The organism is Streptomyces sp. MNU89 (genome assembly GCF_020982505.1).
GTDB lineage: Bacteria > Actinomycetota > Actinomycetes > Streptomycetales > Streptomycetaceae > Streptomyces > Streptomyces xinghaiensis.
In genome coordinates, this window is record NZ_JAJKLL010000001.1 from 401,109 (window position 1) to 425,453 (window position 24,345).

Here is a 24,345-nt window from a genome sequence, read left to right on the forward strand (position 1 = left end):
GGCGGTCCGCGTTTCGACCGGCCGCTCAGACGGCCCTGTCGGTCAGATCGAAGCGGCAGAAGACGCTCTTGCCGCCTCGGGCGCGGGGCGCCCACCAGGTGGCGTCGGCCAGGGTGTTGACGAGGAACAGGCCCCGGCCGCGGTCGGCGAGCGGGAAGCCCGGCAGGGCCGCGGGCAGTTCGTGCGGCGAGACCTGCACCGCGGGAGGGGCGGGCGGCCGGGGGTCCCCGTCGGTGACCTCCAGGAACAGCCACTCCGGCCAGGCCCGCAGCGTCACGCCGATCCCGTGGTGGCCGTCACCGGCGGGTCCGTGCCCGGACGGCCTTCGGTGCCCGGCCGCTCCGTGCCCGGCCGGGGGCTCCGGGTGCGGCGCGGCGTGCTCCACGGCGTTGCCGACCAGCTCCGACACGCACAGCGTCACGTCATCGGCCAGCGAGGGCAGTCGCCACTCGCGGAGCGTCTCCGCGACCGCCCGGCGCGCCGCTCCCACCGACTCCGGTGCACCGGCAGCCAGGCCGATCCGCCGGCATCTCTCCGCCGGGTGGACGGCCGCCCGGGCGCCGTGCGGCTCCCGGGGTACGAGGGATGCCGTCCGCGCCGTGCACACCGGAGGCTCCCGTAACTCGCGCGAGTTCATCGCCCTGCCCTTCGGTCACCGGCGGAGTGCGGCCCGCCGTCTCATGGCTACCAGTGAACGGCCGATACCGCGCGGGCGGCAGTGTTCAAAGGGGGTTCACGCACACAGAGGGGTGCACGGAAGGGCCCATGAGTGCCGGACGTGAACCCCCCGCACCCCCAACGGAATGCGACGATGTGAGCACGTAACGTCACACCCGGGCGGCGGTGCGGGACGGGAGGGGCCCGGGCCGCGGACGGACGCCTCAGCGGCGGTATCCGGAATCCCGTACGGGGCGGCGCCGGACCGTAGCGGGCCCTGCCGGACGGCTGACCTCCATCCGGCCGTTCCGGAACGTGCTCCCTCCGTGCGCCGCCGGAGGAGTCAACGGCGCACGGGAGCACGGGAGTTGCCGCAGGACCGGTCCGGTGCGCCTCCTTCACCGCCCGTGCGACGGGGCGGATTCCGGACGGACGGCGGCGAGGACGGAACGGCGGCGGACAGGGCGGGGAGGAAGGAAGGCCAAGGGCCGCCGGGGGTGCGGCCGTTCAGCGGCCCAGGGCCGCCATGGCCGCGTTGTGGCCGGGAATGCCGCTGACCCCGCCGCCGCGCACCGCGCCCGCCCCGCACAGCAGCACATTGGCGTGCCGGGTCTCGACCCCCCAGCGGCCGGTGGTCTCCGTGGCGTACGGGAAGGACAGGTCGCGGTGGAAGATGTGGCCGCGGGGCAGCCGGAGTTCACGGTCGAGGTCGAGCGGTGTCTTCGCCTCGATGCAGGGCCTGCCCTCGGCGTCGGTGGCGAGGCAGTCGGAGAGCGGCTCGGCCAGGTGGGCGTCGAGCTGGGCGAGGGTGGCCCGGAGCAGCCGGTCCCGGACGGAGTCCCCGGTGCCGCCCCCACCCCGCGCGCCCGCATCCCGCGCGCCACTGCTCACGCCGCCGTCCTGCGCTGGGTCGCCCTCGAAGAGCCGGGCCGGGGTGTGCAGGCCGAAGAGGGTGAGGGTGTGGTGGCCGCTCTCCGCGAGCTCCGGCCCGAGGATCGACGGGTCCGTGAGGGAATGGCAGTAGATCTCGCTGGGCGGTGCCCCGGGGACCTCCCCCGCCGCCGCCTGCCGGTGGGCCTCGGCCAGTTGGCCGTAGCCCTCGGCGATGTGGAAGGTGCCGGCGAACGCCTCGCGCGGGTCGGCTTCCGGGTCCCGCAGCCGGGGCAGCCGGCGCAGCAGCATGTTGACCTTGAGCTGGCAGCCCTCCGCGCGTTCGGCCGCGGGCGGCTCGTCGCCGAGAAGCGCGGCCAGTTCCTCGGGGGAGGCGCCGACGAGGACGTGCCGCGCCGCCACCGTGCCCGTGCCGTCCGCGCGGCGGTACGTCACCTCGGCGTGCGTGCCGTCCGTCTCCAGGCGCGTCACCTCGTGTCCGGTGCGGATCTCGGCGCCCGCCGTGCGGGCCGCGCCGGCCAGGGCCGAGGTGAGCGCGCCCATGCCGCCGACGGGCACGTTCCAGTCGCCGGTGCCGCCGCCGACCACGTGGTAGAGGAAGCAGCGGTTCTGGGCGAGGCCCGGGTCGTGGGCGTCGGCGAAGGTGCCGATGAGGCCGTCGGTGAGAACGACGCCGCGCACCAGGTCGTCGGCGAACGTCTCTTCGATCGTGACGCCGAGCGGCTGCTCGAACAGCGCCTGCCAGGCCGCCTCGTCGTCGATCCGGGCCCGCAGTTGGCCCCGGGTGGGCAGCGGCCCGGTGAGGGTGGGGAACACCCGCTCGGCCACGCGGCCCGTCATGCCGTAGAAGCGCTGCCACGCCTCGAACTCCCGGTCGGAGCCGGTGAGCCGGGCGAACGAGGCGCGGGTGCGGGCGGTGCCGCCGCCGACGAGCAGCCCGGTGGGCCGGCCGTCGCGGACGGCGGGGGTGTACGAGGAGACGGAGCGGTGCCGGACGGCGAAGTCCAGCCCGAGATCGTTGACGATCTTCCCGGGGAGCAGGCTGACCAGGTACGAGTAGCGCGAGAGGCGCGCGTCCATCCCGGCGAAGGGGCGGGTGGAGACGGCCGCGCCGCCGACCCGGTCCAGCCGCTCCAGCAGCAGCACGCTGCGGCCGGCCCGGGCGAGGTAGGCGGCGGCCACCAGGGCGTTGTGCCCGCCGCCGACGATGACGGCGTCGTAGGCGCCCCGGGCCGGGGCCGCCGGTGCGGAGGACGCGGCGGGCTCCCGGGGACTCGGTGCGGTGGGTTCCGGTGTGGTCGGCATGGCTCTTGTTACCACGCCCGGCACGGCTCCCAGCGGTCGCGGAACGCGGTGCGGGCTGCGAGGATCACCGCAGGCGGGCGCGGTACGGGCCCGGCCCCCCGCCGGGGTGGCGTGCGGTCGCGCCGTGAGGTCGCCCTGTGCGGTCGCCCTCTGCGTCGCACGGGCCTGAGCCGGGGCGCGGTGCCGCGCCGGGTGCGCGGTGCGCGGGTCGGGCCGTACGCGCGGACGCACCGCTGTACGCCGGGCCGGTCCCCCGACTGGGCCGGCGTGGCCGCAGCGGGGCCGTTGTGGTGCGGTGCACGGCACCGGGACTGCGGTCACCGTGACTGCAGCCCCGGTCGTGGTCCCGGTCGTGGTCGTACGGGTGCCGGCGGGTGAGGTGGCGGATGCAGACCTTCCTCCCTTGTGCGGAGTTCCTGGAGAGCGCCCGGGTGCTGGACGCGCGGCGGCTGGGCAAGCAGCGGGTCGAGACGATCCAGGTGCTGCGCGGCCTCACCGTGCCGGGATACGGCTGGCGTCATCACCCGGCCGTCCGGATGTGGGCGGGCTACGAGGAGGCGCTGGTCCGGTACGGCCTGGACATGGTCCGGGTGTGGTGTGCCGACGGCCGCCGGGACACCTGCGCGGCGACCCTGGTCACCGATCTGTCCCACGCCACGGGGCGCACGGCGGCCCGGTCCCAGGAGGAGCTCGGGGCGGCGGGCGAACTGCCGCCGTGGCTGGGCGATCCCGCTTTTCACCTGAGCCACCGGTCGGCACTGGTACGGAAGGACCCGGAGCGGTACGGACCGCTGTTCCCCGGGGTCCCGGGGGATCTGCCGTACGTGTGGCCCGTCTCGGACCGGTACGGGGCGGCCGGGCCCGGCGTGGCGTAGCCGCTCCCGCGCCGGTGCGGCCGCGCCCGGCGCGGGCACGACGCGCGCCGGACACCTTCCGTCCCGGAGTGAAACCGCCCCGGCGAGCGCGGCGCCGTTCCCCGCGCCGCACGCGGGGTGTCTCCGTCCGCGGCCGCCCTCCCGGCCCGTACCCGCTCACGGCCGCCACCGGCCCCGGACGCGAGGTCTCCGGAAGCCCGGGAGCCCTCGGAAGCCCCGGAACAGCGTTCCGCCCCGGCAGCCGTCAGCCCGGGGCGGGCCCGCGGCCGCGGAGCCCGGCCAGGCGGCGGTAGATCTCCACGGCCTCCGCCGACCGTCCCAGCTGCTCCAGGCAGTGGGCCTCGTCGCCCCGGCTGGCCAGGGAGTCCGGATGGCCGGGGCCGAGGACGTTCTCCCGGTCGCGGGCGACCCGCCGGTAGACGTCGAGGGCGTCCTCCCAGCGGCCCAGCCGGCCCAGGCAGACGGCGATCTCCCGGCGGCCGGAGAGGGTGTCCGGGTGCCCGGGGCCCAGCACCCGCTCCCGGACGGCGCAGACCTCGCGGGCCTCGCTCAGCGCCTCCGGCCACCGCCCCAGCCGGCCGAGGCTGACGCCTACCCCGTGCCGGGCGCGGAGGGTGTCGGGGTCCTCCGGGCCGCCGGCCCGGGTCCGTTGCTCCACCAGGTCGCGGTATAGCTCCAGGGCCTCGGCGCCACGGCCCAGCCGGCCGAGGCTGACGCCCTCCTCGTGGCGGGCCGCGAGGGTGTCCGGGTGGAGCGGGCCCAGGACGCGCCGCCGGGCTGCGGCGATCTCCCGGTAGACGCGGAGCGCGTCCGCCCAGCGGCCGAGCTGTCCGAGGGCGTGCGCCACCTCGTAGCGGGTGATCAGGGTGTCGGGGTGGTCGGGGCCGAGGGTGCGGGAGCGGGCGGCGGCGACCTCGGAGGCCGTCCGGTAGGAGTCCGCGGCCCGCCCCAGCCGGCCCAGGGTGACGGCGAGGTTGTGGCGGCAGCGCAGGGTGTCGGGGTGGCCGGGGCCGTCGGCGCGTTCGCGGGCGGCGAGCACGGCGGCGTAGAGCTGGTGTGCCTCGAAGTGCCGGCCGAGCCGCCCGAGGACGTGGGCCTGGTCCTGCCGGACGAGGAGGGTCGCGGGATGGTCCGGGCCGAGGGCGAGCTGCCGCAGCTCCGCTACCCGCTCGAACTCGGTCAGGGCCTCCGCGGGGCGTCCGGCGCCGAGCAGGGCGGTGCCGGCCTCGTAGCGGCTGGCGAGGGTGTCCGGGTGGTCGGGGCCGAGGATCTGCTCGCGTTCGGCGGCCACGGCGCGGTGCGTCGTGGCGGCCTCCGCCCAGCGGCCGTGGCGGGCGAGGGTGAGCCCGGACTCGTGGCGGCGGGCGAGAGCGGCGGCCGCGCCGGACGGCGGCGGGGGCCGCCCCGGTGCCTGCGGCGGCGGGCCGGTGGCCGTGGGTCCGGTGCGGCCGGTCCAGGGGCCGGTGAGCCCGGTGGAGACGTCGGGGGGCGTGGCGCGGGCGCCGACGGCCTTGGAGCCGGTGGTCATGCCACGGGTCCAGGCCGGCAGCCGCGGCTCGTACGGCTCGGTGAGCGGTACGGGGTGCCGGCCGGGTGGGCGTAGCGGGCGGCGGCGAGCCGGTCGCCGAGCTCGGCGGCGTCGCCGGGACGGTCGCCGGGGTCCTTGGCGAGCAGGTCGAGCACCAGCCTCTCGAAGGGCTCGGGCAGCTCGGGCCGGTGGTCGCGGAGCGGGCGGGGCGGGGTGTCGCGGTGGCCGACGAGGACGGACCAGGCGTCCTCCTGGTCGAACGGCGGGGTGCCGGTGGCCAGTTCGTAGAGCACGCAGCCCAGCGAGTAGAGGTCGCTGCGGTGGTCGGCGGAGCCGCCGGAGATCTGCTCGGGTGACATGTAGTGCGGGGTGCCCATGGCGATTCCGGCGCTGGTCAGGCGGGAGCCGGGGTCCATGTCGCGGGCGAGGCGGGCGATGCCGAAGTCGCAGATCTTCAGGGTGCCGTCGGCGAGCCGGACGATGTTGGCCGGTTTGAGGTCGCGGTGCACCACGCCCTGCCGGTGGGTGTAGGCGAGGGCGGCGGCGATCTGCTCGGTGACGTCCACCAGGTCCGGGAGGGGCAGCGGGTGGTGGCCGTTGTCCTCCAGCACCTGCCCGAGGTGGCGGCCGTCGAGGAGTTCCATGACGAGGTGGAGCACGCCGTCGTCCTCGCCGAAGTCGTGGACGACCGTGATCCCGCGGTGCTGGAGGGAGGCGGCCACCCGGGCCTCGCGGCGGAAGCGTTCGCGCAGCACGCGGGCGGACTGCTCGTCGAGTTCGGGTCCGAGCGGCTTGAGGCACTTGACGGCGACCTGGCGGCCCAGCGACTCGTCCAGGGCGCGCCAGACCTCGCCCATGCCGCCGCGCCCGATCCGTTCGAGCAGTCTGTAGCGGCCGCGGACCAGTCCGGTCTTCTCCACTGCGATCGCCGCCCCCGTCGATTCGCGCCCTCCTCGGCGGACTCCAGTATGACGAGCCGTGTGTGGACTGTGTACGGCGCCGTGCCGGTCGGCGGCGGGAGTCCGGGGCCGTCCACGGTAGCCGGGCGGCAACTCCCCGAAGGACAAGGTGACTTGGCGCCGTGACACCGTGGGGCGGTACGTCGCCGCGGCGTCCCGGCCGCGGGGGTGCCGGGCGGCCCGCCGTCCCGCTGCCCCGGCGGGCGCACGGCGCCGGACGGACACGCACCGCCCCGCGCTCCGCACGCGGTCTCCGAGGGACGGGCGCACGACGGCGGGCGGGCCCGTACGGACCCGCCCGCACCGTGTCGTGGTGCGCCCGGACGGTGGCCCGGGCGCCCGTCCGCGGCTACGAACCGCTGCCGCGGTCCTTGGCCTCGCCGGCCACCTTGCGGCCCGATTCCCGGGCCCGGCCGGTGACGTGGCCTGCCTGTCCGCGGGCCTCCTCCCCGGTGTGCCGGGCGGCGCCCATGGCCGAGCGCGCCACTTCCTCCGCGGCGTGCCGCGCGGTCTCCCCCGCGCCCGCCTTGAGGCGTCCGGCGTACTCTTCGGCCGCCGCCTTCACGGGGCCTGCGGCGCCGCCGGTCCGTTCGGCGAACCGGGAGACGGTCCGCTGCTCGGTCTCGGAGTCGGGGAGCAGCGACGCGCCCAGCATCCCGGCGCCGAAGGCGATCACTCCGGCCGCCACCGGGTTGCCCTCGGTGCGGCGGGCGGCCTCGTGCGGCGCCCCGCGGGCCCGGTGTCCGGCCTCTTCGGCGGTCCTCCGGACGGATTCGGCGGCGTCGGCGGAGGTCTCCTGGACGGAGTGGGCGGTGTGCCGGGTCCGTTCCCGCGCCTGTTCCCTGCCGTGCGAGCTGCTGCCCATCACGCGTTCCCGGGCGCCGGACACGGCCTGCCGCATCCGCTCGCGCCGCCGCTCGACCGCCCGGCGGGGGCTGGCGCGGTCGGCCAGCTCGTCGACGTCGTGGGCCAGTTCCTTGCGGGTGGATTCGATGCCCGCCCTTATCCGGTCGGGTGAGTCGGGTGACGTGCCCATTCCGCGTCCTCCTTCAGGGTCTCGATGGTCTGTTCCGGCGCCGGGGAGAACTCCCGCGTCCGGGCCCGGCCGACCAGGGCCAGCACGCCGCCGGCGACCGCCCACAGGGCGGTGACGATCAGCGCGGCCCAGGCCGGGTCCATGACGTTGGACAGCGCGAACACGGCGGTCAGCGAGAGGAACAGGGCAACCATGTAGCCCGCGAACACCGCGCCGCCGAACATCCCGGCCGCCTGGCCCGCCTTGGCGCCCTCGGCCTTGAGTTCCGCCTTGGCCAGCTGGATCTCCTGGCTCAGCAGTCTGCGGAAGTCGTCGGTCACCCGGGAGACGAGTTCGCCCATCGAGGGCTCGTCCTCCCCGGGCCGCCGTGCGGCGCGTTCGGCGGTTCCGGTCTCCGGGTCGCGGAGGACGTCCTCGCGGTCGCGTTCCGCGGCCGGGGCCGCTCCGGTTCCCCGTGCTGTGGTCAGGGTCATCTCAGCCCACCTCCGGCGGCCGGCCCGGCAGGCCCGGCCCGTCGGCTTCGCGTGCGGTCGTCCGCCCGGGGACGCCCGGGTCCCGCGTCTCGGGGCGGGTGCCGCGGGACGGCGCCGGGCTCTCCCCGGACGGTCCGGTACGGCCGCCGGCTCCGGCGGCCCGGTCGCGCATCGGGCCGGTCCGGTCCGCCTCGGTCGCCTCGCCCCCGCTCTCCGTCCCGGAGGACGCGGACTTGAGGTCCTTGGCGATCCGGCCCGCGGCGAGTCCCGCGGCGGCCGCCGCGCCGAGGAAGACGCCCGGCTTGCGCCGCGCGAACGACTGGATCTCCTCGGTGATCCCGCCGGCGCCGCGCTTCTCCAGGAAGTCGGCGGCGCGGCGTCCGCCGTCCGACGCCTTCTCGGCCATGGTGCGGGCCGGTGAGCCCTCCCGGGCATTGCCGGCCATGCCCGCCAGGTCGTCCGCCCACTGCCGGACGGTGTCCGCGGTGCGCCGGACCTGGCTGTCCGCCTCGCTCCTGGCGCGGTCGCGCAGGTCGCCGAAGGCAGAGCCGGCCTGTTCGCGTGCCGTGTCCGCGACCGCCTTGGCCTCGTGTCCGGCGGTGGCGCGCACCTCTCCGGCGGCCTGTCGGGCCTCTCCGGCCGTGGCTGCGGCCTCGTGTCCGGCTGTCTCCCCGGTCTGCCGACCGGGTCCGGCACTCGCATGACTGGCACGTGCCGAGTCGCTCATGGGTGCCTCCCTTCGCCTGTCGCCCTACAGGGCGTTCGACCCCCGTCAGCTCTCGGTCCGACGGGTAACCAGCCCGATACGGACAAAACAGGCAAATCCGCAAGGCGGGTTCGGCCGGACGGTCATCACCGCAGGTGAGGAACGCCCACGCCACGCAGCGGCCCCGCCCGCCGGCCGGGTGCCGGAGGTCTCGCGAACCACCGGGATCGCCGACTTCCGGTGCGGTGACGCCCCGGTTCAGCACACTGGTGGGGACGACCGGTGTCGAGCCGCCTGGGAGACGTGTGATGAAGATGCTGATCAATGTTCCGGAGACCGTGGTCGCGGACGCGCTGCGCGGGATGGCCGCCGCGCATCCCGAGCTGACCGTCGACGTGGAGAACCGCGTGATCGTCCGGCGGGAGGCGCCCGTCCCCGGGAAGGTCGGCCTGGTCTCGGGCGGCGGCTCGGGGCACGAACCGCTGCACGGCGGCTTCGTGGGCCACGGAATGCTGGACGCGGCCTGCCCGGGCGAGGTGTTCACCTCCCCCGTTCCGGACCAGATGGTGCGGGCCGCGGCGGCCGTGGACAGCGGCGCGGGAGTGCTGTTCGTCGTGAAGAACTACACCGGGGACGTCCTCAACTTCGAGATGGCGGCGGAGCTCGCCGAGGACGAGGGCATCCAGGTGGCCAGTGTCCTGGTCAACGACGACGTGGCCGTGACCGACAGCCTCTACACCGCCGGGCGGCGCGGCACCGGGGCCACCCTCTTCGTCGAGAAGATCGCCGGGGCCGCCGCCGAGGAGGGTGCGCCGCTGGAGCGGGTGGAGGCCCTGGCCCGGCGGGTCAACGACGCCTCCCGCAGCTTCGGGGTGGCGCTCAGCGCCTGCACCACCCCGGCCAAGGGCGGCCCCACCTTCGACCTGCCGCCCGGCGAGCTGGAGCTGGGCATCGGCATCCACGGCGAGCCGGGCCGGGAGCGGCGCGCCATGATGACGTCCGGGGAGATCGCCGACTTCGCCGTGGACGCCGTCCTGGAGGACCTGGACCCCCGCGAGCCGGTGCTGCTGCTCGTCAACGGCATGGGCGCCACCCCGCTGCTGGAGCTCTACGGCTTCCACGCCGAGGTGCACCGGGTGCTGCGGGAGCGCCGGGTGGACGTGGCCCGCACGCTGGTCGGCAACTACGTCACCTCGCTGGACATGGCGGGCTGTTCGGTGACGCTCTGCCGGGCGGACGAGGAACTGCTGCGGCTGTGGGACGCCCCGGTGGCGACCCCCGGGCTGCGCTGGGGACGCTGAGCCGCCGGACGGACGGGCGGCGCCGCTCCCGGGCGGCGCCGCCCCCTGCTCAACCCGGCTCGCGCGGCGGCCGGTTCAGGCCGCCGTACCGATGCTCCGGTGGGCCGGGGCCGTCACCGGGACCAGGATGACCGGGCAGTGCGAGCGGCGCAGCAGGGCCTGGGCGACCGGGCTCAGCCGCGGCCCGAAGGGGCCGGGCCTGCGGTGGGCGGGGACGACGACCACATCGGCCCGCCCGGTGTCCCACAGCAGTCCGCGCCTGCGGTCGTGGGCCCGGCGGCGCCCGGCGCGGGAGCGGGCCGGCGCGGGCGGGCCGGTCTGCCGTATCCGCAGGGCGGTGCCGCGCCGCTCGGCCTCGCGGAAGGCGTAGACGGCGGCCTCGGCGTCGGTGGCCTCGTCCGCGCCGAGGAGCACTCCGCGGCGCTCGGGACGCCGTTCGCCGGGGAGCCGGCTGCCGCGGACGACGAGCAGCGGCCCGCGGGTGCCGGCCGCCACGCGCAGACTGACGGAGCCGAGCAGCAGTCCGGCCGCGCCGCCGAGGCCGCGGTGGCCGACGACGGTGAGGACGGCGTTGCGGCCGCGGCGCACCAGGGCCCGCGCGGGATCGCCGACGACCGGGGTGCCGGTCACGGGCAGTTCGGGGTGACGCTCCATCACCCGGCTGACGGCCGACTCCAGAATGGGCCCGGCCCGGTCCAGTGCGGGGACGGCGTGAACGATCTCCAGGAGGGCTCCGCAGTGCTCGGCCTCCCGGGCCGCCATGTCCAGGGCCCGCACGGAGGCGACCGAGTCGTCCACCCCCACCACCACGCGCCGCGGGGTCATGTCCGCTCCTCTCCGTTGCGGGGCCGGTATGGCCGGGGGTGCCCGGCGGGTGACCCGGGCGGTGTGCCCGCCGGGGCGCCGCGCGTACCGGCCGGCCGGTGCCGGGTGCGGCCGGTGTGACCTCGGCCCCGAACCCGCGGTTACGGGCGCGGGAGCGCTCCCGGCACCCGTACTCTCGCACCGCGCACGCGCCGTCCGGGAGAGGCTGACCGGCCCCAGCCGGGGGCGCACGGCCCCGGGTTCACGCCGGTCCGCAGGGCCGGGCGTCCCGGGACGACCGGGGCCATAGGGCCCTTCCCCGGGCGGGGCCGCTGTTCTTAGCTGAAGACGCGCCGGCTGTACGCGGGGTACAACCGGGCCGAGAGACAGGTGGACGACCATGGTGGAGGCCGGGAGTCGCACGGCGGACGGCCTGCGCGTACGGGGGATCGACGGCGTCGTCGTCGCCGAACTGCGCGGGGAGATCGACATCCTGACCGCGCCGGCCCTCTCCGTGCGCCTCGACGCGCTCACCGCCTCCGCCGCCCCCGACCTGGTGGTCGACCTGCGGGCGGTGACATTCCTCGACTGCCGGGGCCTGGCCATGCTCTGCCGGGCCCGCAACCGTGTCCTGTCCCGCGGTGGCCGGCTGCGCCTGGTGGCGAGCGACGGGCACATCCTGCGGGTGATGCGCCTGACGCGGCTCGCCCGGGTCTTCGACGTCAGCGCCGGCCTCGCCGAGGCCCTCGGCTCCCCGGCGCCCGCCGGGCTCCCGCCGGCCGTCCCGGCACGGGCGGAGGCCGCGGCGCCATGACCGGCCGGCGCGGCTCCGGCCGGACCGTCGTCATCGGCGTCGGAAACGACTTCCGGAGCGACGACGGGGTGGCCTGGCGGGTCGTCGGACGGCTCCGGGAGCGCGCGGAGGGGAGTCCGTTACCGCCCGGCACCGAACTGCGGGAGTGCGACGGCGATCCCGGGCGGCTGATCGGCCTGTGGGAGGGCGCGGAGCTGGCCGTGGTGGTGGACGCCGCCCACGCGCACCCTCCGTCTCCGGGCCGGGTCCACCGGCTGGAGCTGGACCGGCGCCGGCTGTGGCGGGACGGGGCGGCCAGCTCCCACGGGCTCGGGCTCGGCGAGGCGGTGGAACTCTCCCGCGCGCTGGGCACGCTTCCCACCCGTCTCGTCGTGTACGCGGTGGAGGGCGCGGACAGCACCCTGGGCACCGGGCTGTCCGCTCCGGTCGCCGCGGCCGTGGAGCCGCTCACCGCACGGATCGAGGCCGACATCGGGAGCGGCGCCGGGACCGGATGCGCCGGGGACGGCCCGCGCGGGATCCCCGCCGGGCCGGCGCGGCCCGCGGAACGCCCGGGGTCCGCGGACGGCCCCGGCCCGGACCGGCCGCCGGGCCCCGGACCGGACGGAAGCGCCTCCGCGGCCCGGGCCACCGCCGTGGCCGGGGACACCCCTGCGGCCGGTGCCGTGCCCGGCCCGGCTGCGGCGGGAGCGGACGCCGGGGCGCCGGGGACGACGGCGGGGTGAACCACCGTGTCCGGGACGGCGGACGGGACCGCGCGGGCCGCGCGGCGCGTCGAGGTGTCCGGCACCGTGCAGGGCGTCGGTTTCCGCCCGTTCGTCCACCGCACCGCCACCCGTCTGGGCCTGGACGGCTGGGTGCGCAACGCCGACGGGCAGGTGGTCGTGACCGCCGCCGGGCCCCCGGAGACGCTGGACGCGTTCATCGAAAAGCTGCGCGGTGACGCCCCGCCGCTCGCCCGGGTCGGCCGGGTCCGCGTCACCGGGCTGACCGGACCTGCCCCCGACCCGGGCTCGGGTTTCGCCGTCCGCGACAGCACTCCGCACACGGACGGCGCGGACGGCGGCCGGGCCCGCGACCGCGGCCGGGACCGGACGGCCCGCCCGGCGCCCGGCTCAACAGCCGTGTCCCCGGATTTCGTTGACAGGGCGGCGGACGGCGACGACGACGCTGTGGATGACGGCACCGGCGCCGGCGCCGATGAGGCGGCCGTCCGGGAGATCCCGCCCGACGCGGCGACCTGCGCCGCCTGCCTGCGCGAGCTGTTCGACCCCGCCGACCGCCGCCACCGCTATCCCTTCATCAACTGCACCGACTGCGGCCCGCGCGCCACCGTCATCGAGGACCTGCCGTACGACCGCGAACGCACCACGATGCGCGGCTTCCCGCTCTGCGCACGGTGCGCGGCCGAGTACGCCGACCCCGCCGACCGGCGCTTCCACGCCGAGCCGCTGGCCTGCCCCGAGTGCGGGCCCCGGCTTGCGTGGCGGGCGGCCGACGGGCCGGTGTCCGCGAGCGGCGAGGAGGCGCTGCGGCGGGCGGTCGCCGTCGTCGCGGGCGGCGGCATCGTGGCCGTCAAGGCGCTGGGCGGCTACCAACTGGTGTGCGACGCGCGGAACGCGGCGGCCGTGGCCGAGCTGCGGCGGCGCAAGCACCGCCCCGCCAAGCCGCTCGCCGTGATGGTGCGCGACCTGGCCGCGGCACGGCGGCTGGCCCGGGTCGGCCCCGCCGAGCAGGCCGTGCTCACCTCCCCGGCCGCGCCGGTGGTCCTGTGCCGCGCCCACACCGCGCCGCCGCTCGCCGCCGGCACCCCGCCCCTCCCTCCGCGCCGGGCGGCACGGCCCCGTCCGGCCGGGTCCGGGCGCCGCCGTGGAGAGCCGCCGGGCGCCCCGCCGGGCCCGATGGCGCCCGGTGTCCACCCCGGCACGCACCGGATCGGGCTGTTCCTGCCCACGTCGGGGCTGCACCATCTGCTGCTGCACGACCTGGCCCGGCCGCTGGTCGTCACCAGCGGCAACCTCGCCGGCGAGCCCATCGCCACCGACGACGCCGAGGCCGTCCGGCTGCTGTCCTCCGTCGCCGACGGCTTCCTCTTCCACGACCGGCCGATCCGCGCCCGCTACGACGACTCGGTCGTGCTCGTCGCCCGCGGCCGGCCGCTGACCGTCCGCCGGGCGCGCGGCTGTGCCCCGGCGCCGCTGCCGCTGCCCGTGCCCGCCGGCGTCCCGCTGGCCGCGGCCGGGGCTCAGCTCAAGCACACCTTCGCCCTGGCCTCCGGTCACCGCGCGGTCCTCGGGCCGCACACCGGCGACCTCCGGGACGCCCGCGCCCAGGAGGCGTTCGCGGCCTCGTACGCCGATCTGACGCGGCTCACCGGCATCGCCCCGCGCGCGGTCGCGCACGACCTGCATCCCGGCTATCTCTCCACCCAGTGGGCGCGGGCCCTGCTGCCGGACGCCCTCGTCGCGGTCCAGCACCACCACGCGCACATCGCCGCCGTCGCCGCCGAGCACGGCCTGACGGAGCCGGTCACCGGCGTCGCCTACGACGGCCTCGGGCTCGGCGACGACGGCACGCTGTGGGGCGGCGAGATCCTGGTCGCCGACCTGACCGGCTGCCGCCGCGTCGGCCGCTGGGGCACGGCCCCGCTGCCGGGCGGCGAGGCGGCGGTACGGAACCCGGCCCGGATGGCCCTCGGCTACCTCCACGGCGCCGAACCCCTGGGCGCGCCCCTGCCGCCCCGCACTCGCCCGCCCGTTCACCGGCCGGGTCGACCCGCGCCACCTGGCCGTCGTCCGGGCGATGATCGCCCGCGGCCTCAACTCCCCCCGCGCGTCCAGCGTCGGGCGGCTGTTCGACGCGGCGGCGGCACTGCTCGGTCTCGGCGACACGGTCTCCTACGAGGGCCAGGCCGCCGTGGCCCTGGAGGCGGCGGCCGGTACGGTCCGTGCCGAGCCGCCTTCCTGGCGCGTCGTCCGGACGGGCGGGCTGTGGGTCTCCGACCCCGTACCCGTCCTCACCGGACTGCTGGAGCGGCAGGCCGCGGGGGTCCCGGTGCCGGACCTGGCCGCCGCGTTCCACACCGCGGTCGCCGCGGCCACCGCCGCCCTGGTCGAACGGGCCGTGGCGGAGGGCGCGCCGCGCACGGTCTGCCTGGCCGGCGGCTGCTTCCAGAACCACCGTCTGCTCACCGAGGTCTCCGCGCTGCTCCGCGACCGGGGGCTGCGGGTGCTGACCGGCAGCGCCGTCCCGGTCGGCGACGGCGGCATCAGCTACGGCCAGGCGGCCGTCGCCGCGGCCCTGCTGCGAGCGTGAACGCCTGAGAGGAGCGTGATCCCCATGTGCCTGGGCATCCCCGGCCGGGTGATGGACGTCCGCGAGGACGCGGGCCTGCGCATGGCCACCGTCGACTTCGGCGGTGTACGGCGCGAGGCCTGCCTGGAGTACACCCCGGAGGCGGTGCCCGGCATGTACGTCATCGTGCACGTCGGCTTCGCCATCACCGTCGTCGACGAGGACGAGGCCCGCCGCACCCTCGACGTCCTCCGCGCCATGACGGACGCGGTGGCGGGCGAACTGGGCGAGCCCCTCCCGGAGCCGCCCCCGACGTTGCCGTCGGCACGGCCTGCGGCACCGGAACGGGCACGGTGACGAACCGCGGCCGTGTCAGCCGGTGTCATGGCCGTCGACCGGCCGGTGGGGAGGAAGCACGTGAAGGCAGCCGCGCGGGTGAGGGTGCCCGGGGCAGCCGGGGCTCCGGCCGCGGGGTCGGTCCGCGCTGAGCCGGGCCGTGGCCCGCAGGGGCCGAACGTCCCGGTCACCGTGCCCCGTCGGCCCTCACGGCCGTCGGGCGCGGGGGGCGAGACTGGGCGCGTCACGCCCCGACCTCCGGGAGCCGCCACCATGACCGCATCCGGCCGCACCCCCGTGTCATCCCTGCCGCCCGGGCCGCCGGGGGGCCATCGGGCGCCGCGCGTCGTCGTCGGCGTCGACGGGTCGGCCGGTTCGGTCGCCGCGCTGCGGTGGGCCGCCGCCCGGGCCCCATCGCTGGGCGCGGGTCTCGTCGTCGTCCACGCCTGGGAGCCGGCCGCCGTCCGCCGCGCGCCGTACGCGCCGGCCGCTTCCCGCCCGTCGGCGGAGGAGTCGCGGGCCGCGCGGGCGAAGTCCTGGAGCGGGCCCTCCGCGCCGGGCTCGGGCCGGGCGCGGAAGCCGGGTCCGCGCGGTCCTCGCCGAGGGCCCGCCGGCGGCGGTGCTCCTGCGGTACGCGGACGAGGCCCTGCTGCTCGCCCTGGGGCGGCGCCCGCCGCCGGGGCCGGGCCCCGGGCCGGTTCCCCCGGACGCGGGCGGCGGCCCGGTGGCGCGGGACTGCCTGCGGCACGCCCGCTGCCCGGTGGTCGTCGTCCCCGGCGAACCGGCCCTGCCGCACGGCGGCCACGGCGCACCGGGCACCGGCCCGGGGGCGGACGGCGCGGAGCCGTACCGCGCCGAGGTGTACGAGGCATACGGCGCGGTGCGCTGCGGTCCCCCGGTACGGGCCCCTCGGCCCCCGCGGGCGGCGTTCGCGGCACACCGGCACTGAGACGCGGGGCGGCGGACCGCCGCACGGCCCCGGACCGAGCAAGACCCGACCACACCCCCGAGGGGGAATCATGGCGGAGACCGGAACGGACATCGGCGCCCCAGCCGTCCTCGACCGGGACGGGCTCGACGCGCTCGTGAAGGCGCTGGCCGCGCGCGGCCGGACCGTGATCGGGCCGACGGTGCGCGACGGGGCCGTCGTCCTCGCCGAGATCGACTCGGGCGACCGGCTGCCCTACGGCTGGGGGGTCGAACTGGCGGCCGGACGCTACCGATTGCGCCGGCGCACCGACGGCGCGGCCTTCGCGCACAGCGCCGGCCCGCAGTCCTGGAAGACGTATCTGCATCCGGAACGGGTGCGGCAGTGGAGCGCCGACCGCGCGCCGGACGGCGGCCTCACCGTCACCGCCGGGGAGGGGGAGGGCGCCGCGCGGCCGTCGTTCGCCTTCCTCGGCGTCCGGCCGTGCGATCTGCGGGCCATCGCCGTGCAGGACCGGGTGCTGGCCGGTGGCCGCCACCCGGACGGGGTCTACCGTGCCCGGCGCGAGCGGGCGTTCATCGTGGCCGTCGAGTGCACCGAGCCGGGCGAAACCTGCTTCTGCGTCTCCATGGGCTCCGGCCCGGCGGCCGAGAACGGCTACGACCTGGCGCTGACGGAGCTCACCGCGGACGGCGGCGGGGACACCGACGGCCACGGGGACGCGGAGCACCGCTTCCTCGTCCGCGTCGGCAGCGAGGAGGGGGCGGCCGTCCTGGAGGAGGTGGCGCACCGGCCCGCCGGCCGGCCCACGGCGGCGGCCGCCCGGGACCGGGTGACCGAGGCGTCCCGCCGGATGGGCCGTGCCATGCCGCCGGTCGACCTGCGGCGGCTGATGGGCGACAGCCTGGACTCCGCGCACTGGGACGACATCGCCGAGCGCTGTCTGAGCTGCGGCAACTGCACCCTGGTCTGCCCGACCTGCTTCTGCACCACCACGGAGGACGTCACCGACCTCACCGGCGACCACGCCGAGCGGTGGCGCCGCTGGGACTCCTGCTTCGACCTGGACTTCTCCTTCATGCACGGCGGCCCGGTGCGGTCCTCGGTGCGCAGCCGCCACCGCCAGTGGATGACCCACAAACTCGCCACCTGGTACGACCAGTTCGGCAGTTCCGGCTGTGTGGGCTGCGGCCGCTGCGTCGTCTGGTGCCCGGCCGGGATCGACATCACCGAGGAGGCCGCGGAGTTCCACGCGCGGGCCCGCGAAGCGGAGAGCGGCCGGGACGGGCCCGGCGGCGACGGCCGGACCGGCAGTGGAGTCCCCACGGCCGCCGCGCACCGCACGGACGGAGGACTCCCGTGAAGACCTCGGCCACCGGCTTCTCCCCCGGGACGGGTCCCGGAACCGCCACCGGCCCCGACAGGGACCCCGGCCCGTCCGCCGTGCCGCTCCCCTACCGGGTGGTGCGCCGCCGCGCGGAGACCGCCGACACCGCGAGCTTCGTCCTCGAACCGCTGGACCAGGCCCTGCCGCCGTTCCGTCCCGGCCAGTTCGCCATGCTGTACGCGTTCGGCGTCGGCGACATCCCCGTCTCGGTCAGCGGCATCCTGCCGCACCGCCACCGGCTGATGCACACGGTCCGGGCCGTCGGCGCCGTCTCCACCGCCCTCTACGAGCTGGGCCCCGGCGACACCGTGGGGGTGCGCGGCCCCTTCGGCACCGTGTGGGACACCTCCCGGGCCGCGGGCGGTGACGTGCTCGTCGTCGCCGGCGGCATCGGTCTGGCGCCGCTGCGGCCGCTGGTCTACGAGGTGTTCCGCGCCCCGCACCGGTTCCGGCGCGTCCACGTCCTCATCGGTGCCCGCACCCCCGGCGATCTGGTCTACCGCGACGAGACCGCCGTGTGGGCGGCCGCCGGCCCGGGCGGCACGGCGCTCACCGTCGACCGGCCGGACGCCATCTGGGCCGGCGAAGTCGGCCTCGTCACCGGCCTGCTGGGGCACGCGCGCTTCGACCCGCCCGGCACCACGGCGTATGTCTGCGGCCCCGAGGTGATGATCCGGGCCACCGCCCGGGAGCTGGTGCACCGCGGGCTGCGGCCGGAGCGCGTGCTGGTCTCGCTGGAGCGCACCATGCGCTGCGGCACCGGGCACTGCGGGCACTGCCAGCTCGGGCCGCTGCTGCTCTGCCGGGACGGAGCGGTCCTCGGCTACGACCGTGCCGCACCCCTCCTCGCCACCAGGGAGCTGTGACATGACCACGGACGGCACCACCACGGCCGGCGCTGCCGGGACCGCCGCGCGGGCGGACGGACTCCCCACCCTCGCCGTGTACAAGCTCGCCTCCTGCGACGGCTGCCAGCTCACCCTGCTGAATTGCGAGGACGAACTGCTGGCGCTGGCCGGGCAGGTGCGCATCGGCTACTTCCCGGAGGCGACCCGGGCGGTGCTGCCCGGCCCGTACGATCTCGCACTGGTCGAGGGCTCCGTCACCACGGCCGCCGACGCCGAACGGGTGCGCGAGATCCGTGCCGCCTCCCGCCACCTGGTGGCCATCGGTGCCTGCGCGACGGCCGGCGGCATCCAGGCGCTGCGCAACTTCGCCGATGTGGCGGAGTTCCGCGCGGCCGTCTACGCCCGCCCGGAGCAGATCGACGCGCTGGCCGGCTCCACCCCCGTATCGGACCATGTGAAGGTCGACTTCGAACTGCGCGGCTGCCCGGTGGACCGGGGCCAGCTGCTGGAGGTCGTCACGGCCTTCCTCGCCGGGCGCAAGCCCGGCATCCCCGGCCACAGCGTCTGCTTCGCGTGCAAGCGGCGCGGCACGGTCTGCGTGACCGTGGCCCACGGCACCCCCTGCCTGGGCCCGGTCACCCACGCCGGCTGCGGAGCCCTGTGCCCGGCGTACGGGCGCGGCTGCTACGGCTGCTTCGGCCCGTCCGCCGACGCCGCCCCGGACAAGCTGATCCCGCTGCTCCGCCGGGACGGCATGGACGACCGCGCCGTCGAACGCTTCCTGCGCACCTTCACCGCCGCCGCCTTCGAGAGCCTGAGGGCGGGCGGCACCGCCACCGGCGGAGCGCGGGAGAAGCGGGCATCCGGGGACGCACGGGAGCGGAAGCGGGACCGGAAGCAGAAGCAGAGGAAAGAGGCGGCGTCATGACCCACCGCGGCTCCCGCGTGCTGCACGTCGGCGCCCTCGCCCGCGTCGAGGGCGAGGGCGAGCTGCGGCTGCGCGTCCACGACGGGCGGGTGGCCGAGGCCCGGCTGCGCATCTACGAACCGCCGCGCTTCTTCGAGGCGTTCCTGCGCGGCCGCGCCCACACCGAACCACCGGACATCACCGCCCGGATCTGCGGCATCTGCCCCGTCGCCTACCAGATGAGCGCCTGCCGGGCCATCGAGGACGCCTGCGGTGTCACGGTCGGCGGGCAGCTCGCCGCGCTGCGCCGGCTGCTGTACTGCGGCGAGTGGATCGAGAGCCAGGCCCTCCACATCCACCTGCTCCACGCCCCCGACTTCCTCGGCTGTGACGGCGCGATCGAACTCGCCCGCACCCACCGCCCGGAGGTCGAGCGGGGCCTGCGGCTGAAGCAGGCCGGCAACGCGATCCTGGAACTTCTCGGCGGCCGCGCCGTCCACCCGGTCAACGTGCGCCTCGGCGGGTTCCACCGCGTGCCCGCCCGCTCCGAACTGGAGCCGCTCGCCGAGCGGCTGCGGCGGTCCCTCGACGACGCCCGGGAGACGGTGCGCTGGGCGTCCGGCTTCGACTTCCCCGACGCGGCGATCGACGCCGATCTGCTCGCCCTGGCCGAACCCGGCGGGTACGCCATCGACAGCGGCACGCCCACCGTGCTGCCCGCCGGCGGCGGCCCGCTCCGCTCCTTCCCCGTCGCCGAGTTCGGCGAGCACGTCACGGAGGAGCAGCTGCCGCACTCCACCGCCCTGTACTCCCGGCTCGACGGCCGCCGCCATCTCACCGGGCCCCTCGCCCGGTACGCGATCAGCGGCCGGTGGCTGACGGGCGCGGCGCGCGAGGCGGCGGACGAGGCGGGGCTCGGGGAGATCTGCCGCAACCCGTTCCGGAGCGTGCTGGTGCGCGGCGTGGAGACCGTCCACGCGGTGGAGGAGGCGCTGCGCGTCATCGAGGCGTACGAGCCGCCGCGCCGCCCGTACGTGGAGGTGCCGCCGCGCGCCGGCACCGGGCACGGGGCGACGGAGGCCCCGCGCGGGCTGCTCCACCACACCTACGTCCTGGACGCGGACGGCACCGTCACCGCGGCGCGGCTGGTGCCGCCCACCGCGCAGAACCAGGGCGCCATCGAGGCCGATCTGCGCAGCGTGGCCCAGGCCGCGCTGGACGGCGGCGATCCGACGGACGAGGAGCTGACGGCGCTGTGCGAACGGGCCATCCGCAACCACGATCCGTGCATCTCCTGCGCCACCCACTTCCTCGACCTGACCGTGGACCGGGAGTGAGGGGGCGGGGCACCGCGGACCGCGACAGCACACACGAGCCGCGCGCCCGGGCGCGCGGAACTCATCCGACGAGCGAGGCACCATGAAGTATCTGGACGAGTACCGTGATCCGGCCCTGGCCCGCCGCCTGCTGGAGGAGCTGCGCCGCACCGCCACCCGCCCGTGGCAGATCATGGAGGTCTGCGGTGGCCAGACCCACACGCTCGTCCGGCAGGGCATCGACGAGCTGCTGCCCGCCGGGATGCGGATGGTGCACGGCCCCGGCTGCCCGGTGTGCGTGACGCCGCTGGAGACGCTGGACCGGGCCATGGCCATCGCCGCCCGGCCGGGCGTGACCCTCGCCAGCTTCGGCGACATGCTCCGCGTCCCCGGTTCGGACACCGATCTGCTGTCGCTCCGCGCCCGGGGCGCGGATGTGCGGGTCGTGTACTCGCCCATGGAGGCCGTCCGGCTCGCCGTGCTCCACCCGGACCGCGAGGTCGTGTTCCTGGCGGTCGGGTTCGAGACCACCGCCCCGGCCAACGCCATGGCCGTGCTGCACGCCTCCCGGCTCGGGCTGCGCAACTTCTCGGTGCTGGTCAGCCATGTCCTCGTGCCGCCCGCCATGACGGCGCTGCTGGACGACCCGGACTGCGAGGTGGAGGCGTTCCTCGCCGCCGGGCACGTCTGCGCGGTGATGGGCTGCTCCGCGTACGAGCCGATCGCGGCCCGCTACCGGGTGCCCGTCGTCGTCACCGGGTTCGAACCGCTCGATCTGCTGGAGGGCATCCTCATGGCGGTCCGGCAGCTCGAAAGCGGCCGGTCCGACGTCGAGAACCAGTACGCGCGGGCCGTGCGGCGGGACGGCAACACCGCCGCCCGGAGCATCGTCGAGCACGTCTTCCAGGTCACGGACCGGACCTGGCGCGGTATCGGCCCGCTGCCGGAGAGCGGTCTCGGGCTCCGCCCGGAGTTCGCCGGCTACGACGCGGCCCTCCGCCACAAGGTGGAGGACCTGCACCCGGCCGAGGACCCCCAGTGCCTGGCCAGCTCCATCCTGACCGGCGCCGCCCTGCCCGTCGACTGCCCCGCCTACGGCACCCGCTGCACCCCGCCACCCCTCGGCGCGCCCATGGTGTCCGCCGAGGGCACCTGCGCCGCGTTCCACGCGGCCGGACGGACCAGGAGCCCGCTGTGAGCAGCTGCCCGAACCCCCATGAGGAACACGAGCGCGTGCTGCTCGGCCACGGCGCCGGCGGCCGGCTGACCGCGGAGCTGCTGGAGAGCCTGCTGCTGCCGGCCGTCGGCGGCTTCCCGGCGGGCCCGCCGGAGGGGCCGCTGGAGGACGCGGCGCCACTGCCCGGCCGGCCGGAACTGGTGATGAGCACCGACGGGTTCGTCGTCCATCCGCTGTTCTTCCCCGGCGGCGACATCGGCTCGCTCGCCGTGCACGGCACCGTCAACGACCTGGCGGTGATGGGGGCCCGTCCGCTCGCCCTGTCGGTGGCGCTCGTCATCGAGGAGGGGCTGCCGCTGTCCGAACTGCGGTCGGTGGCGGGCTCGCTGGGCAAGGCGGCGCGCGAGGCGGAGGTGCCGGTCGTCACCGGGGACACCAAGGTCGTGGGGCGCGGCGCCGCCGACAAGATCTTCATCACCACCACCGGGATCGGTACCCGCATCCCCGGCCTGGCCCCGTCGGCGGCCCGCGCCCGCCCGGGGGACGCGGTGCTGCTGTCGGGGCCCATCGGCCTGCACGGCACGGCCGTTCTCAGCACCCGCGAGGGGCTGGGCTTCGAAGCCGACATCGCCTCCGACTCCCGTCCGCTGCACCGGCTGGTGGAGGCCCTGGCCCCGGTCGGCGCCCGGCTGCACACCCTGCGCGATCCGACCCGGGGCGGTCTGGCGGCCACGCTCAACGAGATCGCCCGTGACTCGGGGGTGGCCGTGGAGATCGACGAGTCCGCGCTGCCGGTGCCCGGCCCGGTCGCCTCGGCCTGCGACCTGCTGGGTCTGGACCCGCTGCATGTCGCCAACGAGGGCTGCATGGTCGCCTTCGTGGCCCCGTCCGCCGCCGAGGCGGCCCTGGCGGCGATGCGTTCGCGCGCGGAGGGCACCGGCGCCGTCCGGATCGGCGAGGCGACAGCCGGCCCGGCGGGCCGCGTTCTCATGCGCACCCTGGTCGGTGCCCGCCGCGTCGTGGACATGCCGGTCGGCGAGCAACTGCCGCGCATCTGCTGACGGTTGCGGAGGGCCGTGCCGAGCTGCCGCCGAACAGACGGTGAACGTCGCACCGGGGGGCCCGCGCACGCGCCGTCCGTCCGCCCCGGTGCCGGACGGGCGGCGCGTGCGCCGGGGTCAGCTCGCGTCCGCGGCGTTCCGGCGGCGGAGGAACCACCACGCGCCGCCGCCGAGCGCGAGCACGCCCACCGCTCCGGCGGCCAGCGGGAGGACGGACGAGCCGCTGTCCTCCCCGGCCGCCACGGTCTGCTCCGTCTCTGCCCCGTCGGCCGCCGTGGCGGTGTCCTCCGCCACGGTGGCGGACGGCTCGGGGGCCGCCTCCGTCGCGGCCCCGGCCTTGTCATCGGAGTCCTCGGCGCCGGAGTCACCGGGGTCGATCGGCTCGGCGCCCGGGGCGGCGGGCCGCAGTTCGAGGACGGGGGCCGGCTGCCCGGAGTCGTGCCCGTCGCCGTGCCCGTGTCCGGCGTCCGAGGTCTCGATCCAGCGCGCCACCGTGCCGTCCGCGTAGGTCTCCACGGTCTTGAAGGCCAGCTTCCGGGCGTCGGGGAGCTGGCGGACGGTGATCTCGTACTCGGCGTCGGCGCCCGCCGGGGTCTCGGGCCCGGCGAGGCGGTAGCCGCCGTCGGTGGTCTTCAGCTTCCAGCCCTTGGGGGCCTTCTTCAGCTGGACGGCGGAGGGTTCGATGCCGTCCGGCAGTTCGACGCGCAGCTCCGTGAAGCCGGCCTCGGGGTTCTCCGCCTCCGAGGTGAAGGCGAGGGTGACGTTCTCTGCGAGGGCCCGGGCGTCAGCGGCCGTGACGTGGGCGTGGGCGTGGGCCGGACCGGCGGTCAGCACGGCGGCGCCGAGCGTGAGGGCCGCGGCGGCCGTGACGCGTCGGAGGGTGTGCGGGCGCGGGTGCGCGGACAGCGGGCGCGGGTGGACGGACATGGGGGAGCTCCTCGAGTGAACGGCCGGAGCGCGGCGGGGCGACCGGCGCGGGGAAAACGACAACCACGGTTGTGCTCCCTGTCCGGCGGCCCCCGGCGGACCACGGCGCTCGCCAGGAACTCCCGTGCCGGCGAGGGCGGTTCGGCCGGGACGGCGGTGTCCGCCGGCTCCGGCGCGCGGCCGGTGGGCCCCGCGGGGCGCGGGCACCGGGTGAGGAGGGCGGCGAGGGCTTCCCCGGCGGCCCGCCGCACGGCACGGGCCGCGCGGGCCGCGGCGGCCGCCGTCGTGTCGGTGCGGTGCAGCAGCCACGCCACCGCCAGCGCAGCGAGGACGTGCGCCGCCGTCATGGCGGCCGGGGCCGGGTGGCAGAGGTGGACGCCGGCGGCCACAGCGAGCGCGCCGTCGGCTCCGTGTGCCGGAAGCCCGCCGCCGTCCGCTGCCTGCGCTGCGTGTGCCGCGCGCGCCGTGTGCCCGGCCGCCGGGCCGCAGCCGGCGGCGAGGGACAGGGCGGTGTGCAGCACGGCCTGTGCCGCGAGGGTGGCCGCGACGACGGCGGGCAGCGCCCGGCGGCGGCGCGCCAGCGGCCGTACGGCGGCGTACTGCGCGGCGCCCAGCAGCGCTGCCGTCCCCCAGGGCACCGGGACGTCCAGGACGGCGTGGTGCCCGGCGACCGCAAGCACCGTGCCGGTGAGCGCGAACACCACGGCCCGCGGACGGCCCGACGGCCACGGCACCGGGTCGGCGGCCGGGCGGCGCGAGGGCCCGGCCGGCGGCTTCGGCTGATGAGCCATCAGGTATTCACTCGCTCCGCGGGT

The 24,345-nt window shown here is 77.0% G+C and carries 19 protein-coding genes and 4 pseudogenes; 14 read left to right on the top strand and 9 right to left on the bottom strand.

Going from position 1 to position 24,345, the window contains the following annotated elements; translation table 11 throughout:
• Positions 1 to 25: 25 nt before the first annotated feature.
• Both E4N63_RS01815 and E4N63_RS01820 read right to left on the bottom strand, forming a co-directional pair.
• On the bottom strand, positions 26 to 490 hold the full coding sequence (locus tag E4N63_RS01815; RefSeq protein ID WP_230239712.1) for an ATP-binding protein: 465 nt from the start codon (positions 488 to 490) through the stop codon (positions 26 to 28).
• Between the two features lie 674 nt (positions 491 to 1,164).
• Positions 1,165 to 2,853, bottom strand: coding sequence for an NAD(P)/FAD-dependent oxidoreductase (locus tag E4N63_RS01820; protein WP_230239713.1), 1,689 nt, complete (start codon positions 2,851 to 2,853; stop codon positions 1,165 to 1,167).
• A 386-nt stretch (positions 2,854 to 3,239) separates the two neighbouring features.
• Here E4N63_RS01820 and E4N63_RS01825 point away from each other — a divergent pair, with 386 nt between their 5' ends.
• Positions 3,240 to 3,728, top strand: a complete 489-nt coding sequence (locus tag E4N63_RS01825) for an MSMEG_6728 family protein (RefSeq protein WP_230239714.1) — start codon at positions 3,240 to 3,242, stop codon at positions 3,726 to 3,728.
• A 244-nt stretch (positions 3,729 to 3,972) separates the two neighbouring features.
• On the opposite strand, the pseudogene E4N63_RS30380 reads toward E4N63_RS01825, so the two are convergent.
• From E4N63_RS30380 to E4N63_RS01860, 4 genes and pseudogenes are all read right to left on the bottom strand, one after another.
• Positions 3,973 to 6,176 (bottom strand): annotated as a pseudogene (locus tag E4N63_RS30380) (tetratricopeptide repeat protein).
• Between the two features lie 388 nt (positions 6,177 to 6,564).
• Complete coding sequence (locus E4N63_RS01850) at positions 6,565 to 7,251, bottom strand: DUF3618 domain-containing protein (protein WP_125625650.1); 687 nt, start codon at positions 7,249 to 7,251, stop codon at positions 6,565 to 6,567.
• Entirely contained in the window at positions 7,218 to 7,724 is a 507-nt protein-coding gene (locus E4N63_RS01855) for a phage holin family protein (RefSeq protein WP_125625651.1), read from the bottom strand. The genes E4N63_RS01850 and E4N63_RS01855 overlap by 34 nt, the downstream gene beginning before the upstream one ends.
• A gap of 1 nt (position 7,725) precedes the next feature.
• The gene (locus E4N63_RS01860) at positions 7,726 to 8,451 is read right to left on the bottom strand and encodes a hypothetical protein (RefSeq protein ID WP_230239716.1); all 726 of its coding nucleotides are present in this window, start codon (positions 8,449 to 8,451) and stop codon (positions 7,726 to 7,728) included.
• Between the two features lie 287 nt (positions 8,452 to 8,738).
• On the opposite strand from E4N63_RS01860, the gene dhaK reads away from it, so the two are divergent.
• Positions 8,739 to 9,731 (top strand): dihydroxyacetone kinase subunit DhaK, encoded by a 993-nt coding sequence (gene dhaK, locus E4N63_RS01865; protein WP_125625653.1) that lies wholly within the window; start codon positions 8,739 to 8,741, stop codon positions 9,729 to 9,731.
• Positions 9,732 to 9,806: 75 nt separating this feature from the next.
• Here the strand turns inward: dhaK and E4N63_RS01870 are convergent, their stop codons facing one another.
• On the bottom strand, positions 9,807 to 10,556 hold the full coding sequence (locus E4N63_RS01870; RefSeq protein ID WP_230239717.1) for a universal stress protein: 750 nt from the start codon (positions 10,554 to 10,556) through the stop codon (positions 9,807 to 9,809).
• A 379-nt stretch (positions 10,557 to 10,935) separates the two neighbouring features.
• On the opposite strand from E4N63_RS01870, the gene E4N63_RS01875 reads away from it, so the two are divergent.
• The 12 genes and pseudogenes from E4N63_RS01875 to hypE all read left to right on the top strand — a co-directional run bounded on the left by E4N63_RS01875 (position 10,936) and on the right by hypE (position 22,603).
• Positions 10,936 to 11,349, top strand: coding sequence for an STAS domain-containing protein (locus E4N63_RS01875; RefSeq protein WP_125625655.1), 414 nt, complete (start codon positions 10,936 to 10,938; stop codon positions 11,347 to 11,349).
• Positions 11,346 to 12,074, top strand: a complete 729-nt coding sequence (locus E4N63_RS01880; protein ID WP_374112662.1) for a hydrogenase maturation protease — start codon at positions 11,346 to 11,348, stop codon at positions 12,072 to 12,074. The genes E4N63_RS01875 and E4N63_RS01880 overlap by 4 nt, the downstream gene beginning before the upstream one ends.
• A 6-nt stretch (positions 12,075 to 12,080) precedes the next feature.
• Positions 12,081 to 14,664 (top strand): annotated as a pseudogene (locus E4N63_RS01885) (carbamoyltransferase HypF).
• 24 nt (positions 14,665 to 14,688) lie between these two features.
• Positions 14,689 to 15,000, top strand: coding sequence for a HypC/HybG/HupF family hydrogenase formation chaperone (locus E4N63_RS01890; RefSeq protein WP_230239718.1), 312 nt, complete (start codon positions 14,689 to 14,691; stop codon positions 14,998 to 15,000).
• Between the two features lie 252 nt (positions 15,001 to 15,252).
• Positions 15,253 to 15,504: pseudogene (locus E4N63_RS31365) on the top strand (universal stress protein); the annotation flags it as partial.
• A gap of 40 nt (positions 15,505 to 15,544) precedes the next feature.
• Positions 15,545 to 15,928 (top strand): annotated as a pseudogene (locus tag E4N63_RS31370) (universal stress protein); the annotation flags it as partial.
• A gap of 70 nt (positions 15,929 to 15,998) precedes the next feature.
• Positions 15,999 to 17,270: a 4Fe-4S dicluster domain-containing protein gene (locus tag E4N63_RS01900; protein WP_230239719.1), complete on the top strand. Its 1,272-nt coding sequence runs from the start codon at positions 15,999 to 16,001 to the stop codon at positions 17,268 to 17,270.
• Between the two features lie 80 nt (positions 17,271 to 17,350).
• Positions 17,351 to 18,160 (top strand): FAD/NAD(P)-binding protein, encoded by an 810-nt coding sequence (locus E4N63_RS01905; RefSeq protein ID WP_125622348.1) that lies wholly within the window; start codon positions 17,351 to 17,353, stop codon positions 18,158 to 18,160.
• 1 nt (position 18,161) lies between these two features.
• Complete coding sequence (locus tag E4N63_RS01910) at positions 18,162 to 19,070, top strand: oxidoreductase (protein WP_230239720.1); 909 nt, start codon at positions 18,162 to 18,164, stop codon at positions 19,068 to 19,070.
• The gene (locus E4N63_RS01915; RefSeq protein ID WP_125622327.1) at positions 19,067 to 20,386 is read left to right on the top strand and encodes a Ni/Fe hydrogenase subunit alpha; all 1,320 of its coding nucleotides are present in this window, start codon (positions 19,067 to 19,069) and stop codon (positions 20,384 to 20,386) included. The genes E4N63_RS01910 and E4N63_RS01915 overlap by 4 nt, the downstream gene beginning before the upstream one ends.
• Before the next feature lie 82 nt (positions 20,387 to 20,468).
• Positions 20,469 to 21,563, top strand: a complete 1,095-nt coding sequence (gene hypD, locus E4N63_RS01920) for a hydrogenase formation protein HypD (protein ID WP_230239721.1) — start codon at positions 20,469 to 20,471, stop codon at positions 21,561 to 21,563.
• On the top strand, positions 21,560 to 22,603 hold the full coding sequence (hypE, locus tag E4N63_RS01925) for a hydrogenase expression/formation protein HypE (protein ID WP_125622323.1): 1,044 nt from the start codon (positions 21,560 to 21,562) through the stop codon (positions 22,601 to 22,603). The genes hypD and hypE overlap by 4 nt, the downstream gene beginning before the upstream one ends.
• Before the next feature lie 117 nt (positions 22,604 to 22,720).
• Here hypE and E4N63_RS01930 read toward each other — a convergent pair whose 3' ends face one another.
• Positions 22,721 to 23,437: a DUF1775 domain-containing protein gene (locus E4N63_RS01930; protein WP_230239722.1), complete on the bottom strand. Its 717-nt coding sequence runs from the start codon at positions 23,435 to 23,437 to the stop codon at positions 22,721 to 22,723.
• On the bottom strand, positions 23,431 to 24,231 hold the full coding sequence (locus tag E4N63_RS01935) for a hypothetical protein (protein WP_230239723.1): 801 nt from the start codon (positions 24,229 to 24,231) through the stop codon (positions 23,431 to 23,433). The genes E4N63_RS01930 and E4N63_RS01935 overlap by 7 nt, the downstream gene beginning before the upstream one ends.
• Between the last annotated feature and the right edge of the window lie 114 nt (positions 24,232 to 24,345).